Source organism: Calothrix rhizosoleniae SC01, from assembly GCF_900185595.1.
GTDB lineage: Bacteria > Cyanobacteriota > Cyanobacteriia > Cyanobacteriales > Nostocaceae > Calothrix_A > Calothrix_A rhizosoleniae.
Map to the genome: position 1 here is coordinate 1 of NZ_FYBH01000177.1, position 15,859 is coordinate 15,859.

Here is a 15,859-nt window from a genome sequence, read left to right on the forward strand (position 1 = left end):
AAAGGGATTATTAAGTATATTACTGGACTTTTCTTAAACTTCCCCAATACTGGACTATATCAGCTTAGATTTATAGGTGCTTAATAGCAATGTCTTGGTCAAAAACTTGCCATAATGGATCACTCAAAATCCGATAACAGCCTAAAATTAGAAAACTTACACTGATAAGTTAGTCAGTTAAGAGTATATAGACAAAGCACGCGGGGAAACTAACGTGAGTCATGAATTTGATTATGATTTAGTGATTATAGGCGCTGGTGTGGGTGGACACGGCGCAGCTTTACACGCTGTTAGCTGCGGCTTAAAAACGGCGATTATTGAAGCAGGGGATATGGGAGGAACCTGTGTTAACCGGGGCTGTATCCCATCTAAAGCATTGCTAGCAGCTTCTGGACGGGTGCGAGAATTAAAAGATGCCCATCACCTGAAAACACTAGGTATTCAACTAGGAAGTGTGGAATTTGATCGCCAAGCGATCGCGGATCATGCTACTAATTTAGTTGCGAAGATCCAAGGAGATTTAACCAACAGCCTCAAACGTTTAGGTGTGAAAATCATCAGAGGTTGGGGAAAAATTGCTGGAAACCAAAAAGTCAGTATAACTACAGATAGTGGTGAAGAAATAGTTACTGCCAAGGATATTATACTTTCTACTGGCTCTGTTCCTTTCGTTCCCCCAGGAATAGAGGTTGATGGTAAAACAGTGTTTACTAGCGACCAAGCTGTGAAGTTAGAATCCTTACCAGATTGGGTAGCTATTATTGGTAGCGGTTACATTGGTTTGGAGTTTGCAGATATTTACTCAGCTTTGGGTAGTGAAATTACCATTATTGAAGCTTTACCCCAATTGATGCCCACCTTTGACCGGGATATTGCTAAATTAGCAGAACGAGTGTTAATTAACCCTAGGGATATAGAAACTTATTCTGGGATATATGCCAAGAAAATTATTCCTGGTTCCCCAGTAGTGATTGAATTAGCAAATTTTCAAACCAAAGAAGATTTTGATGTATTGGAAGTTGATGCTTGTTTAGTAGCTACTGGACGTATACCAGCAACTCAGAACCTCGGCTTGGATGCTGTGGGTGTAGAACTAGATCGCCGCAACTTTATCCCGGTTAACGATAAAATGGCAGTATTGAGTGATGGGGAAACCGTACCTCATTTATGGGCAATTGGCGATGCAACCGGCAAAATGATGTTAGCTCACGCTGCTTCTGCTCAAGGAATTATCGCGGTGGAGAATATCTGCGGTAAACCAAAAAATGTCGATTATCTCAGTATTCCGGCGGCGGCGTTTACCCACCCAGAAATTAGTTATGTGGGATTGACAGAAGCTCAAGCCAAAGAAAAAGGTGAGGCGGAAGGATTTACTGTTAAGGTGGCAAAGAGCTACTTTAAAGGTAATTCTAAAGCCTTGGCTGAAGGTGAGACTGATGGTATTGCCAAAGTCATTTATCGTCAAGATACTGGAGAAGTATTGGGAGTCCATGTTTTTGGTATCCATGCTTCTGATATCATCCATGAAGCATCAGCTGCGATCGCCAACCGTCAACAAGTACAACACTTAGCCCATTTAGTACACGCCCATCCTACCCTTTCTGAAGTCTTGGATGAAGCTTATAAACGAGCGATCGCCTAAATATCTTCAACCCAATTCCTTTGTTATGTTTGAACCATAACAAAGGATTTTAACTGATATAGGATTCCGATTGGATTTTTGCACAACCAATAGGCTTCTTGCAGAAGTCGGGAATAGGGAATAGTAGGCAAAAATTTTACTTATTATATCATGTCCGCCTGATTACTTATGATATAGCCATCCATGCAAAAATCACCCAAACTCTTTCTCCCCCTGCTCCCCTTCGGGTTGCGCCACTTGACGGCAGTTGCTTTATGCCGGGGAACCCGTCCACCGCACTGCCTCCTTTATGCCGGGAAACCCGTCCACCGCAATGGCTTACCTGCTCCCTGCCCCCTTGCAGTCCCAATGATAAGTATTTAACCGGACATGATATTACTTATTACTTGCGTGTAGCGCTATAAAATCCAAAATCTAAAATCTGAAATCCAAAATTGATTGACTGAAATATGCAGATTCGTCGCCGACAACCAAATCCAGTTATTGCCGTTTCTTATGTACAATATCAAGTTGCACTACCAGATGCTGAACCTAATAATATTCTAGAGAAAATCGTTTGGCACAAAGAAGTAGAAATCGAGAAAAGACGCTCCCAAACTTCCTTGCAAGATTTACAGCGTCAAATCCGCAATGTACCACCCCCACGGGATTTTCTAGCCGCATTACAACAAGGGAAAACCAAACCAGCATTAATTGCTGAAGTTAAAAAGGCTTCTCCTAGTAAAGGTGTACTATGTGCTGATTTTGACCCCGTAGCAATTGCTAGTCAATATCAAGCAGGAGGAGCTAGTTGTCTTTCTGTTCTCACAGATGAAAAGTTCTTTCAAGGCAGTTTTGATTACTTAGCTCAGATTCGCGCTCAAGTCGATTTACCACTACTGTGCAAAGATTTCATCATCTATCCTTATCAAATGTATATGGCACGGGTACAAGGTGCAGATGCAGTTCTGTTAATTGCTGCTATTCTTAGCGATAGTGATTTACGATACTTTATAAAAATCGCTAATGCTCTGAAAATGACGGCTTTGATAGAGGTTCATAGCCCAGAAGAACTTGACCGTGTGTTAGCGTTAGATGGTGTTTCTTTAGTAGGTATTAATAATCGTAATTTAGAAGACTTTTCCGTCGATCTACAAACCACTTGCCAAATTTTAACGGTAAGGGGTGAAGAATTGGAAAAAAAAGGGATTTTGGTTGTTAGTGAATCAGGACTGTACAACCGAGAACACCTGGATTTGGTTCAAACAGCTGGTGCATCTGCTGTACTTATTGGTGAGTCTTTAGTTAAACAACTAGATAGGAAATTAGCAATTGCTAATCTGTTTACGCCGTCAGCACTCCCAGAAGATAGCTGGGATTAGTTGAATGTTAAATATCTAGCTTTGATTACAATAGGTATAAAGCAAATCTATGAACCTCTGTAAAAACCTCTATACTAGCTTTTAGCTACGACTAAGGTTTTAGGTTGATTCATTTGTGTCTTACCCGCTACTCACACAAAATGCCAAACTTAAAATTATTAAATTAATTACATGCAGCCAATTCCTTTACCAGCACCAGTTCACTATGAACTGATATTGCAACTTTTAGAACGCCAAACAATGTCAGCAGTCAGTAATGACCCTAACCTGAGAAGTCAGGTAAATCAGCTAATTATCACATTACGTAAAGCAGCAGTTCAACAAAAACACTTAGAAGAAATTTGTCAATTTTCTTCTGTGAATATAGATCACCGTTGGTCAATTAACCATCACCAAACATCATCAGCTAATACCCCCGATTAAATTCTCTTGTCTGTATTTTCAGCCTCTCACACATCCATATTTCGCTCTCCCATTGATTAATTACTGAATAATCAGTAGATACTCATTTTGACACTCCATCGCCCTAAAAGGGGCGAGGATTCTTGGTTCTATGACTCGCCATAACCCAACAGGCTTTAGTAATTTAAAATAGAAAACAGATAGTTCGTATTAGAGGTAGAATCCCTAACAAATCTTATAGTGTGGGCATCTTACCCACTTCGTGTGTAAAGGGAACAAGATGCTCCCACTACGGAAATTAATTGGAATAACTATAAAATATAAAATCTAAAATCCAAAATCATAATTTAAGAGCGAGTCGGATAAATGACTCGCTCTTTGCATGAATGTTTTTAATTAACAGGTGGAAATTATACTGAAAGTAAAAGTAAAGGAGTTTGTCAATTAATCTAGTTGCAAAATTAAGTAAATATGACATAAGCCACTTGTCCTAAATGAACTACTCATGTCTAAGTAGACTCCAGCCAATCATAAATTTTGTCTAATTGCTCTAGAGTAACTAACCCATATTTCCAAAGAATCATAGGTAAAGGTCCAGGATCTTGTTCGCAATGTCTCAGAGCAACAGAAATTGAAGCTGTCGAAATAGCTAGATCCTCTTGCAAAAAATCAATTAGTCGAGAATAAGAATAGGTTGATGGTAGCATTTACGTCTCACCTCCTTGTGCCGAAAGTATTGTCATATATAAATTCACAATTTGCCTTTACAAATAGCCAATATTTGAACTGTCACTGTAATCTGAAATACTTCATGCTTAAAGATCACTTATTTTCCATCTGTTAAGAGAATTACCACCAGGAAATTCTGGTTTGCAACTTCCTACATTGGTTTCCATTGTCTCAAGTGGCTATATCTTGTTGAACTTTGGTAATCGTCTTCACAAGACCTCTAACAACAGAAATTCTATAACCTCTATGTTCCCTTATTGGTTATTCTGGAAACCTATGCCAAAAGGAAGATTTTTCGTGACCAAACGTCATAAATATGCTATTAGTCTAGCAACAAAAAATTACAGATAACCGATTCAGTATTTTATCTTATCTCTAAAAGTAACTTTTTTACCAAGTTTTTTTCCTTTTTTTGATAAAAATCCTGTAAAGCTTTTATCAGCTTAGTATACAGCTCAATTCATAAATATCTTTATCTACGTAATAAATCGGAATCAAGAAAATCAATTCTTACTTTATCTTTAACTTTTAAGCCCAATTCGGCTGCTCTACCAGAGCGAAGCTCGATTACCTGATCGATAGGTGTATTAGGACCATAGGTGGGACAAGGTGTTTTTTGACAGGGTGGAGCAGAAGCCGTGATCGCCTTTACTTCATCTTTATACAGAAACACCATATCTAAGGGAACAGGTACATTGAACATCCAAAAGTTAACTGGTTGGGGTGAAGGAAATGGAAACAACATGCCTCGGTCATCAGGTAAAGCAGGGCGATACATTAGTCCCATAGCCTGCTGTTGGGGGGTTTCTGCCACTTCTAGCTTAATTTTATTCCCATTAGTTAGGGTAGCGATCGCGGAAACAGGTAATTCTTGTCCCTGGTGTTTGGGGGTTGGTGTGGAAGAATTAATTTCATTCATGGGTGGTTCAGCTGGTGTGGGGTCAGAACAGCTAACAATCAATAAGCTCAGAACGATTGAGAATAAATAAAACCAACGGATCATAACTATTTTAGATTTTAGATTTTAAGGTGGAGCAATCAGGAATATGTCAAAGTATAATATCTGATCATTCAGAACTTAATATATATGGTTGATTATCTAATTTTTCTGGCAATTTCCACTGGGATTTTTGCCTTATTCGGTCTGGGACTAAACTTACAATGGGGCTTTACTGGGTTAATTAATTTTGGTCATGTGGGATTTATGACCTTGGGTGCTTACACCACCGTATTATTAACCCTCCAAGGTGTACCCATAATCATCGCAGCGATTGTGGGAGCAATTATAGCTGGCTTACTAGGTTTATTAATTGGCTTATCTACTTTACGTCTGCGGTCAGATTATCTCGCAATTGTCACCATTGGCGTGGGAGAAGTAATTCGCCTGATTATCAATAACCAGGAGTTACCCGTGGGGGATAGCTGGGTATCTGGGGCGTTCGGTGTGCAAAGTTATCCAATTCCCTTATCGACAATACAACCTAATTTGTTATTCAAAATATTGATGATTGGGTTATTAACCTTATTAGCAGCTGTAACTATATTTGCCCTATGGCGTTGGATTCGTACTGCTCAAAAATTACTTGTCAGCGATGCTCCTCAACGCTCTAGGAATCAACAAGAATTTTTATCCCGTTTAATTGTTGGTGGTTTATTAGGGTTGCTATCGGTAGCAATTTATATTTCTGGAGTCATATCTCTGTATAACTATACTCCGAAAGCTGGTTTGATGCTGTTATGCCTGACAGTATTAGCCTTTGTATTTTGGCGTTTAGAAATTGTATTGCGATCGCCTTGGGGAAGAGTCCTCAAAGCCATCCGTGAAGATGAAGAAGTACCGAAAGCCCTGGGGAAAAATGTCTTTTGGTATAAGCTACAATCATTAATATTAGGAGGCGCGATCGCTGGAGTCGCAGGTGCTTTTTTCGCATGGCAACTAAGTGCTATTTATCCTGATAATTTCCAGCCCCAATTGACCTTTGATTGTTGGATTATGGTGATTTTAGGCGGTTCTGGGAATAATATTGGCACTATCTTAGGAGCAGTGATTTTCTTTACCTATGACACCCTAACTCGGGAATTTTTACCGAAAATTTTTACCCAACTGAATGTAGAACAGTTAGGTGCATTTCGGATCATGGTCATTGGTTTAATTTTGATGGTACTGATGGTTTGGCGACCCCAAGGTATTTTAGGGAAAAAGGAGGAACTGACCCTTGGCAAATAATCCAACCCCCACATCTCTACTCGCTGCTAGTGGACTTTGTAAGAGTTTTGGTGGCATTCAAGCAGTTAATGATGCAGAAATTCACGTTACCCAAGGTAGTATCACTGGTTTAATTGGTCCCAATGGAGCTGGTAAAACCACCCTGTTTAATTTACTGTCTAATTTTATTCGTTCAGATAAAGGCAAAGTAGTATTTGATGGGGAACCAATTCAACACTTACAGAGCCATAAAATTGCCCAGCAAGGACTAGTGAGGACATTTCAGGTAGCTCGTGCCTTGTCCCGGTTATCGGTGCTAGAAAATATGCTCCTGGCGGCACAAAAACAAACCGGAGAGAAATTTTGGGCTGTACAATTCCAACCCCATGTGGTGAAGCGGGAAGAGAAAGAATTGCGGGAAAAAGCCATGTTTCTCTTAGAATCCGTAGGCTTGGCACATAAAGCACAGGATTATGCCGGGGGTTTATCAGGAGGACAACGGAAACTATTAGAGATTGGCAGAGCTTTGATGACCGATCCGAAATTAATTTTATTGGATGAACCTGCTGCGGGGGTTAATCCTACCCTAATTCAAGAAATTTGCGATCGCATTATTGCTTGGAATAAAGACGGCATGACTTTCTTAATTATTGAGCATAACATGGATGTGATCATGTCCTTGTGTCATCAAGTATGGGTATTAGCTGAAGGGCAAAATTTAGCAATGGGTTCCCCAGAGGAAATTCAAAATAACTCACAGGTTTTAGAAGCTTATTTAGGTACGTCTGAGTAAAATTTGTCGCTAAATAGTAACTAAATCCCAATGATAAATTGGGTTTTTTTTTAATACTGGATGAAGTACCCTATAGCGATATTACAGTTTCAGCATATTGACTCTGAGACTGACGGGGACGAATGTGCAAAGTGATTTCTGTATCGAGTCGCTTGAGGAAAATCAGCAATTTGCCCTCACTGAACCTTTGAAACTCTCCTCTCATCAAATGAGATACTTCTGTCTGGGGAATACCAAGAAGTTCGCTGATTTCCCCTTGTTTCAGGTTGCGTTGTTTCAGAATACGCAGCACCTGAATACCTATTTTTCCTCGGGTAAAAAGTTCATCTGCATCGGACAAACCAAGGTCAGCAAATACATTACCACTGCTTTCTTCAAAAACGGATTCCTGTGTCATTCTTGTTTTTCCATTGCTACCGCATCTTTATAACGTTGTTTAATCAGGTCAACATCAACCTGTGGAGTTTTAATACCCCGTTTGGATTTCTTTTGAAAAGCGTGCAGGACATAGATTTGTTCTCCAATCTTTACCGCATAAACAGCCCTGTAAGTATCGGTATCGTAGCGTTTGATAATTTCATACACACCACTTCCAACACCCTTAAAAGGCTTGGCATCCATTGGTGTTTCTCCAGCTTGCACCAATTGCAATGCATAGCCTAGTGATGCACGTACCTCTTCAGGAAATGAGCGGATATTTTTGAGAGAGTCTCCCATCCAAACAAGAGATCGTAAAGGAATTTCTATAATATCCTCATCTTCGTCCATTTTATATGAAATTTCCTATAAAACACTTAAGAAATTGCCATGAAACTGATAAATTGCATGATCATCAATAACTGCCTGGGATTTAAATCCCAGTCTCATAGCAGAAGTCTACTTAAGTAGACTTTGCCTTTGAGCCTAGGAATTCATTCCTGGGCGTTAATCTGGGCTAATTGAGAATGCTACAAGTTGTTAGTTGAAACGAACTGAAATACTTGGTACATGGGCACGATTGGTTATACCCCCCAACCGATTCGCCCACAGTATCATTAATTCCTAGGCGGACATTTGGGCTAGCCCTTGAATGGTGCAAGTTATGAGGTTATAAAACTACGGTTCTCAAGGTAGACGAGGTTTAGTTTCTTTATAGCGATATCACAGTTTCCGCAGATTGTCCCTGGGGGTGACGGGGGCGAAGATATGAACTGATTTCTGTATCGACTTGTTCAAGAAAAATATACCAAATGGATCCTATAGTCCCTCCTGCTTCTTACGCACTAACTTCCCGTCTTCAAAAATTCCAGTGATTGTAGATTTGTCAGGATTATTCCAAACAAAGGTTACATTTTTTGTTGTCTTCTCAATTTCATAACCCCTGCCCAAAATAGCTTCTACTTCTACTAACAACATTCCTAACTTTAACCGTTCATATTCAGCACGAGTGAAATTGGGAGTTTGGACAGTAAGTTTTTCATTCTGTAGTTTCGGAGTTTTCAAAATATTTTTATCATTTTTTATAATAAATCCAGACCCAAACATAATTGGAATTATCAATATCACCAAGCTTAATGGTAATGGGTGTGACTTGTATATAGTAGACACTAAAGGCTTGAGGTCTAGAAAAAAAGAACTATTTTGACCTTCTTCTATTCCTTCATTTAAGCCTGAAAGCTGAGAAGGCGGAATTGAGTTATAATTAGGGTAATCTGATTTGTGCTTTTCATGCATTTTTTTGGTGCTCCTTATAGGTGTTATGAGCATCAGCAAATATCAGGTCTTAAAAAAAGCGTTTCTGGAATGCCACTCCAGGGGCGCTTTTTGCATTTCTACAATCACGCCAATACTTTTTATTTGCAGATAATTCGCTAATTTCCTTCCAGCATAGCATTATAATTGATATTCTGCATGGCAAGCACGTATCAGATGCATGAGTGGGTGAAGATTAGACCTGTTGGTAAATAGTGTAAAAAAGCTGAAACTCTTTTTAGAAAAGGATTTTATGATTGTGTGATTTTTTTGCTTTGTATTTACTTAAATAAGTATATCCTTTTAAGGTTATATTTAGATTAATGTTAATAGCTTCTATATTTATTGTCTGACATGTACTTCAAGATTAATATACTATAATTTAGATATGCATATTTTGCTTACCTATATGCATATTTTGCCTACCAGGTACGCAGAATTTGTTTATTTAGATGAATGTTGTACATACCCATAGGTCAATAAATTTATGACAACTGAGACAGAGAAACCGAAAAATTTACTATTTGTCCGCTCTGTGATTGATGATGCTGGGTTAACACCCAACGAATTTCGTTTGATGTGTCACTTTGCGCGACGTGGAACCTGCTATTCCAGCCTTGCGACAATAGGATATGTCACTGAAATGTCAGTTCGTACAGTTCAAAAGACTCTCAAGTTTTTAGTAGAAGAGGAGTTAGTTTTAAAAGAACCCCATCCTGGTCGTCAAGATATTTATCGCTTGCCAGATCCTGGGACTTTAACAAAAAAACTTCAATCTGGTAGACTTAAAGAGCGAAAAGAAGAAAGCAAGAAGAAGTTTGAGCTAAAGAAGAGTAAGTAAAAACCAGAAACGGATAAATTGAATTTAAAAGATGAATTTGATTAAAAATAACGGATTTTAATGCTTCTATAACGTTGTTTAATCAGATTTATCTGAAATTTACTATAAAACAAGTCAGAATTTATCTTTCTCCCACACTTCCCACCCTTCCCACACTTCCCTCACCAACCTATTCCGATTATGCTTATAAATAACACTAGTTATATAAGCTGGCTATACCTGCCTCTGCTTGGAGAATCATGACTAATAAATCCAAGAGAACCACCAATAAAAGCAATCTTAAAGACCCCAAGTATTATATAAATCGAGAATTAAGCTGGCTAGAATTTAATAGTCGAGTCTTACATGAAGCCTGTGATATACGCACACCACTCCTAGAAAGGTTGAAATTTCTTGCCATTACTAGCTCTAACCTGGATGAATTTTTTATGGTACGGGTAGCGGCATTGAAACAACAAGTAGAAGCCAAGGTGAGCCAATTAACTTTTGATGGACGCACTCCCCAACAACAGTTAGACGAGATTAGTTTAACCCTCCGTCCCTTAGTTGCCCAACAACATCAACATTTTGACCAAGTTATTCAACCCCTGCTGGCAAAGAATGGTATTTATATTATTAACTACATAGAACTAAATCAGAAACAGCGTACCTATATAGACAAATATTTTGAAGAACAAATTTTTCCAGTTCTCACACCCCTAGCCGTCGATCCAAGTCATCCCTTTCCCTATATTTCCAATCTCAGTCTGAATTTAGCAGTAGTTATCCAAAATCCAGAGACAAAAGAAGAATTATTCGCTCGGGTTAAGGTTCCTAAAGTTTTACCCCGGTTTCTAGCACTACCGGCAGATTTAAGCTTTCGTGAAAATGGTAAACCATCAGTGTGGACTGGTGTGCCTTTAGAACAAGCGGTAGCTCATAACCTAGAATCCCTATTTCCGGGGATGACTATCCTAGAATACCACCCTTTCCGCATTACCCGTGATGCCGATTTAGTTTTAGAAGAAGATGAAGCAGACGACTTATTGCTAGCAATCGAACAAGAATTACGTAAACGTCGTGTGGGAGGAACTCCCGTCAGGCTGGAAATAAAATCCCAAACTCCCGCAACTATTCGTAGCCGTTTGTTACAAGATTTACAATTAGCGGAAACAGATATCTATGAAGTAGAAGGGCTTTTGGGATTGGGAGACTTGATGTATTTTATGTCTTTGCCCTTACCAGCTTTGAAAGATAAACCTTGGAAGTCAGTAGTACCTACACGTTTGCAGCGTCTTGGGGAACCTAATTTAGACCCCAATATTCGCCAGACATCGGAAGTCAAAGATTTTTTTGCTGTAATTCGGGAACGAGATTTACTGGTACATCATCCCTACCAATCATTCTCCGCATCAGTGGTGCGCTTTATTACCCAAGCTGTACGTGATCCCAATGTCTTGGCAATCAAGATGACCCTTTACCGGACTTCTGGGGATTCTCCCATTATCAATGCTTTAATTGCAGCCGCAGAAAATGGCAAGCAAGTATCTGTGTTGGTGGAATTAAAAGCTCGATTTGATGAGGAAAATAATATTTATTGGGCTAGACGCTTAGAAAATGTGGGAGTACACGTTATTTATGGTCTTTTTGGTCTGAAAACCCACAGCAAAATCGTCATGGTTGTGCGCCGAGAAAAAGACCGCATCCGTCGCTATGTCCACATTGGCACCGGTAATTACAATCCTAAAACTGCAAAATTATACACAGATTTAGGATTATTTACTTGCCAGGAAGAACTAGGTGCTGATTTAACCGATTTATTTAATTTTCTCACAGGTTACTCCCGGCAGAAATCCTATCGTCAGTTATTAGTCGCACCTGTAAATATGCGCGATCGCTTTTTGGCATTAATTAATCGGGAAATGGAAAATGCTCAAAATGGATTCTCCGGTAGAATTGTTGCCAAAATGAATTCTGTTGTCGATCCAGAAATCATTGCTAATTTATACGCTGCTTCCCGTGCTGGGGTGCAAATTGACCTAATTATCCGAGGTATTTGTTGTTTGCGACCAGGTATAAAAGATGTCAGCGAAAATATTCGGGTTATTAGTATTGTTGGTCGCTTTTTGGAACACTCCCGCATTTTTTATTTTTATAATAATGGTGTAGAGGAAATTTATTTTGGGAGTGCAGATTGGATGCCTCGCAACTTAAATCGGCGAGTGGAGGCTATTACCCCTGTCCTTGATGCAGACATTGTCAAGGATTTGCAAGAGATTTTGGGTATGATGTTGGCAGATAATCGCCAAGCCTGGGAATTACAACCAGATGGTAGTTACATCCAAAGAAGACCAGGAGAAGATTGCCCTGAAGCTAGCTCACAAAAACTTCTTATGTCTATGGCATTGGGTTCTATAGATAGTCCTGTTACCTTGGTAAATAATAACAATATTTCCTCTGACGTGAAAAAATAATGCCATTCTTGTGGTTCAGAGAAAATCTCCTCACCCAATTAGCTTGGGTTTAGGTTGCATCGAACCAATCTACAATATTCCTTCGCTAAGTATTGTCCCCTAACCAGATTATTAGGGGCGGTTTCCGCCCTGAAAATTAGATATAATATTATATCGCTAATATTTTTTTGGATATTGTATGGAACGGTTGGAGTGAGTTGAGACAGGAAATGAGATTATTTTTACCTTGATTTATTTCATTCCTCTGTGATTTACGACCCTGATTTTTCAATTCCAACAAGAATAAATAGAACTAGAACATGGGATACTGATACTCACTCATGGTACAAATCCTCTAGATTTATCTGTTGGATAGAGCCAAAATTAAAAATCGTATAAATAATAAATATAATTACTTACTTAGTTTAAAATCTAAACTTCTAAATCCGAAACAGTAAATATGCAGCCTACAGATCCAGATAAATTTACAGATAAAGCTTGGGAAGGTATTGTTAAGTCTCAGGATATAGTACGTGCTTATCAACAACAACAACTTGATGTTGAACATTTAATTATTGCTCTTTTACAACAAGAAAATGGATTAGCTGCACGGTTAATTAATCGCACTGGGGTAGATGCTAATAGCTTACTCCAACAATTAGAGGAATTTATCCGTCGTCAACCCAAGGTTGGTAAAAGTGACCAGCTTTACCTTGGTCGAGCATTGGATGAGATGTTAGATGTCGCTGAGAATGCTCGGGTGCGGATGCAAGATTCCTATATTTCCATAGAACATATTCTCCTGGGATTTCTCGAAGATGAACGGGTTGGTAGACGAATATGTAAAGGTTTGAATTTGGATACCCCTAAGTTAGAAAATACCATTAAAACTGTACGGGGTAATCAAAAGGTCACTGATCAAAATCCCGAATCCCGCTATGAAGCTCTACAAAAGTTTGGCAGAGATTTAACCGAACAGGCAAAATCAGGAAAATTAGATCCGGTAATTGGACGAGATGATGAAATTCGCCGGTTAATTCAAGTCCTATCCCGTCGTAGCAAAAATAACCCCGTCTTAATTGGTGAGCCTGGGGTGGGCAAAACTGCGATCGCGGAGGCTTTGGCACAAAGAATTGTCAATGGTGATGTCCCTGAGTCTTTGAAGAACCGGCAATTAATTGCTTTAGATATTGGTAGTTTGATTGCTGGGGCAAAATATCGTGGTGAGTTTGAAGACAGGCTAAAAGCTGTTCTCAGGGAAGTTACTGAATCTAATGGTCAATTTGTCCTATTTATTGATGAACTCCACACCGTTGTTGGTGCTGGTTCGGGACAACAAGGTTCTATGGATGCCGGTAATTTACTCAAACCGATGTTGGCAAGGGGGGAATTGCGTTGTATTGGCGCGAGTACCTTGGATGAGTATCGTAAGTATATTGAGAAGGATGCGGCTTTAGAACGGCGTTTTCAACAGGTATTTGTGGATCAGCCCAGCGTGGAAAATACTATTTCCATTTTGCGGGGTTTGAAAGAACGCTATGAAGTCCACCACAATGTGAAAATTTCTGATTCGGCGTTGGTGGCGGCGGCTAGTCTCTCGGCGAGATATATTAGCGATCGCTTTTTGCCAGATAAGGCGATTGATTTGGTGGATGAAGCCGCAGCTCAGTTGAAAATGGAAATCACCTCTAAACCAGCAGAGTTGGAAACCATTGATCGCCGTTTGATGCAGTTGGAGATGGAGAAGCTCTCCTTAGCAGGGGAAGAAAAGGCTACTTTCCCCACCCAGCAGCGACTACAGTTAATTGAAGGGGAAATTGCTCAATTAACGGCGAAACAAAATCAATTGAATGGACAATGGCAAGGGGAAAAGCTATTATTGCAAGCCATCAGTACTTTGAAGCAAGAAGAAGAAAATCTCCGGGTACAAATAGAACAAGCAGAACGAGCCTATGACCTCAACAAAGCAGCACAATTAAAGTATGGTAAGTTGGAAGGGGTACAGCACGAACGGGAAGCAAAGGAAACCGAACTGCTGAGAATCCAGAGCCAAGGTACGACCCTGCTACGGGAACAAGTCACGGAAGCTGATATTGCCGAAATTGTTGCCAAGTGGACGGGTATCCCGGTAAATCGCCTGTTGGAGTCGGAACGGCAAAAATTATTAAAATTAGAAAGCCACCTACATAAACGGGTAGTAGGGCAGCAAGAAGCCGTGGAAGCCGTATCCGCAGCCATTCGTCGCGCCCGTGCGGGGATGAAAGATCCTGGTCGTCCCATTGGTTCGTTTTTATTCATGGGCCCTACAGGGGTAGGTAAAACAGAACTGGCTCGCGCTTTGGCTCAATTCCTCTTCGACTCCGATGATGCTTTGGTGCGGTTGGATATGTCTGAGTATATGGAAAAGCATTCTGTATCTCGCTTAGTGGGAGCACCTCCCGGATATGTCGGCTATGAGGAAGGGGGTCAACTGTCCCAAGCTATCCGTCGTCGTCCTTATTCTGTGGTGCTATTGGATGAAGTGGAAAAAGCCCATCCAGATGTGTTTAATATTCTGTTGCAAGTCTTAGATGATGGTAGAATTACTGATTCTCAGGGACGCAACGTTGATTTTCGCAATACCGTAATTGTGATGACAAGTAACATTGGTAGCGAACATATCCTAGATATATCTGGAGATGACTCCCAATATGAGAACATGCGAAACACAGTTATGGATGCTTTGCGATCGCAATTTCGTCCAGAATTTCTCAACCGGATAGATGATTTAATTATCTTCCATCCCCTTAGTCGCAGTGAGATGGGGCGGATTATCCGGATTCAACTCAAGCGGGTGGAAAATCTCCTCGCCGATCAAAAAATCTCTTTGGAAATATCCAATGCAGCCTGTGATTACCTAGTAGAAGTGGGATATGACCCAGTTTACGGCGCTCGTCCCATCAAAAGAGCAATCCAGCGAGAAGTGGAAAATGCGATCGCTACTAAAATTTTAGAAAATACCTTTATCGCCGGGGATACAATTGCGATCGATCAAGGTAAAAATGGGTTGACATTCCAGAAAAAAAAGGCTCCAAAAATGTCAGCATTTACCAATAATTCTGAACTCTTGGAAGTGTCCCATGAATCTTAAACGAAGGAAGTAGGAAGAAGGATAATTGCTAGGGGGATTTAAACCTCCACCAATTGTAGTAGTAGGGTGGGCACTGCCCACCTTACCCTTATAGATAAGCTACAAGATGTGAGCTACCGGGTGATTGAAAAAATATAAATAGCAAAAATTGAATAATAGCAAACTATCTTACAGATTTTTTTGATTGATAACCTTATTGTTGCTGAACTATCTTACAAGTCTGATGTTTTTTCAATTTTTGAGGAAGTTTGGCAATTAGTTATGCATAATCAATTTGAACTATTGAGTCACAATGAAGTTGTTTCCGTACCTGCAAATACTTTTAAATTGCTAAATTTATCAACTACATTTAAGATATTAGAACTATTAGAAGCGATTAAAGGATGTATCGAATCAGATGCTTTAGAAACACATTTATTTCGAGAAGGTATTGACTGTGAAGTATTAAGATTTAGTTCTCAAAGTTGGCAAAAAGGAAAAGTCAGAGTCACAGTTGAATTTTGCCCTCACGAATTAGAATCGCCTTTAGAGGGAAATTAACCATAGATTTAGGTTTGTCCTGATTTAATTTTTAGGTGACAGATAATTACTG

At 39.6% G+C, this 15,859-nt stretch carries 14 protein-coding genes; 9 read left to right on the forward strand and 5 right to left on the reverse strand.

Going from position 1 to position 15,859, the window contains the following annotated elements; genetic code table 11:
- Positions 1 to 214: 214 nt before the first annotated feature.
- The 3 genes from lpdA (at position 215) to CALSC_RS10875 (ending at position 3,426) form a co-directional block, all read left to right on the forward strand.
- A complete protein-coding gene (lpdA, locus tag CALSC_RS10865) occupies positions 215 to 1,642 on the forward strand; it encodes a dihydrolipoyl dehydrogenase (protein ID WP_088241367.1) in 1,428 nt (475 codons plus the stop codon).
- A 449-nt stretch (positions 1,643 to 2,091) separates the two neighbouring features.
- Positions 2,092 to 3,003: an indole-3-glycerol phosphate synthase TrpC gene (gene trpC / locus CALSC_RS10870; protein ID WP_088241368.1), complete on the forward strand. Its 912-nt coding sequence runs from the start codon at positions 2,092 to 2,094 to the stop codon at positions 3,001 to 3,003.
- Between the two features lie 171 nt (positions 3,004 to 3,174).
- Positions 3,175 to 3,426 carry a DUF5340 domain-containing protein gene (locus CALSC_RS10875; RefSeq protein ID WP_088241369.1) on the forward strand — a complete coding sequence of 84 codons (252 nt, stop codon included), beginning with the start codon at positions 3,175 to 3,177 and terminating at the stop codon, positions 3,424 to 3,426.
- Positions 3,427 to 3,914: 488 nt separating this feature from the next.
- Here the strand turns inward: CALSC_RS10875 and CALSC_RS10880 are convergent, their stop codons facing one another.
- Complete coding sequence (locus CALSC_RS10880; protein ID WP_088241370.1) at positions 3,915 to 4,112, reverse strand: DUF2949 domain-containing protein; 198 nt, start codon at positions 4,110 to 4,112, stop codon at positions 3,915 to 3,917.
- Positions 4,113 to 4,606: 494 nt separating this feature from the next.
- Positions 4,607 to 5,137 (reverse strand): DUF192 domain-containing protein, encoded by a 531-nt coding sequence (locus tag CALSC_RS10885; protein WP_088241371.1) that lies wholly within the window; start codon positions 5,135 to 5,137, stop codon positions 4,607 to 4,609.
- Between the two features lie 84 nt (positions 5,138 to 5,221).
- Here CALSC_RS10885 and CALSC_RS10890 point away from each other — a divergent pair, with 84 nt between their 5' ends.
- Positions 5,222 to 6,361 (forward strand): branched-chain amino acid ABC transporter permease, encoded by a 1,140-nt coding sequence (locus CALSC_RS10890; RefSeq protein ID WP_088241372.1) that lies wholly within the window; start codon positions 5,222 to 5,224, stop codon positions 6,359 to 6,361.
- The gene (locus CALSC_RS10895; RefSeq protein ID WP_088241373.1) at positions 6,351 to 7,133 is read left to right on the forward strand and encodes an ABC transporter ATP-binding protein; all 783 of its coding nucleotides are present in this window, start codon (positions 6,351 to 6,353) and stop codon (positions 7,131 to 7,133) included. The genes CALSC_RS10890 and CALSC_RS10895 overlap by 11 nt, the downstream gene beginning before the upstream one ends.
- 70 nt (positions 7,134 to 7,203) lie before the next feature.
- On the opposite strand, the gene CALSC_RS10900 is transcribed toward CALSC_RS10895, so the two are convergent.
- From CALSC_RS10900 to CALSC_RS10910, 3 genes are all read right to left on the reverse strand, one after another.
- Entirely contained in the window at positions 7,204 to 7,530 is a 327-nt protein-coding gene (locus CALSC_RS10900; protein ID WP_088241374.1) for a helix-turn-helix domain-containing protein, read from the reverse strand.
- A complete protein-coding gene (locus CALSC_RS10905; RefSeq protein WP_088241375.1) occupies positions 7,527 to 7,901 on the reverse strand; it encodes a type II toxin-antitoxin system RelE/ParE family toxin in 375 nt (124 codons plus the stop codon). The genes CALSC_RS10900 and CALSC_RS10905 overlap by 4 nt, the downstream gene beginning before the upstream one ends.
- Before the next feature lie 468 nt (positions 7,902 to 8,369).
- The gene (locus CALSC_RS10910) at positions 8,370 to 8,846 is read right to left on the reverse strand and encodes a hypothetical protein (protein ID WP_088241376.1); all 477 of its coding nucleotides are present in this window, start codon (positions 8,844 to 8,846) and stop codon (positions 8,370 to 8,372) included.
- A gap of 505 nt (positions 8,847 to 9,351) precedes the next feature.
- Between CALSC_RS10910 and CALSC_RS10915 the strand changes: the two genes are divergently transcribed.
- From CALSC_RS10915 to CALSC_RS10930, 4 genes are all read left to right on the forward strand, one after another.
- Complete coding sequence (locus CALSC_RS10915; RefSeq protein WP_088241377.1) at positions 9,352 to 9,705, forward strand: helix-turn-helix domain-containing protein; 354 nt, start codon at positions 9,352 to 9,354, stop codon at positions 9,703 to 9,705.
- Positions 9,706 to 9,944: 239 nt separating this feature from the next.
- Positions 9,945 to 12,158 carry a polyphosphate kinase 1 gene (gene ppk1, locus CALSC_RS10920; RefSeq protein ID WP_088241378.1) on the forward strand — a complete coding sequence of 738 codons (2,214 nt, stop codon included), beginning with the start codon at positions 9,945 to 9,947 and terminating at the stop codon, positions 12,156 to 12,158.
- A 439-nt stretch (positions 12,159 to 12,597) separates the two neighbouring features.
- Entirely contained in the window at positions 12,598 to 15,267 is a 2,670-nt protein-coding gene (gene clpB / locus CALSC_RS10925; RefSeq protein WP_088241379.1) for an ATP-dependent chaperone ClpB, read from the forward strand.
- A 180-nt stretch (positions 15,268 to 15,447) separates the two neighbouring features.
- A complete protein-coding gene (locus tag CALSC_RS10930) occupies positions 15,448 to 15,807 on the forward strand; it encodes a KGK domain-containing protein (protein WP_327331323.1) in 360 nt (119 codons plus the stop codon).
- The last annotated feature ends 52 nt before the right edge of the window (positions 15,808 to 15,859 follow it).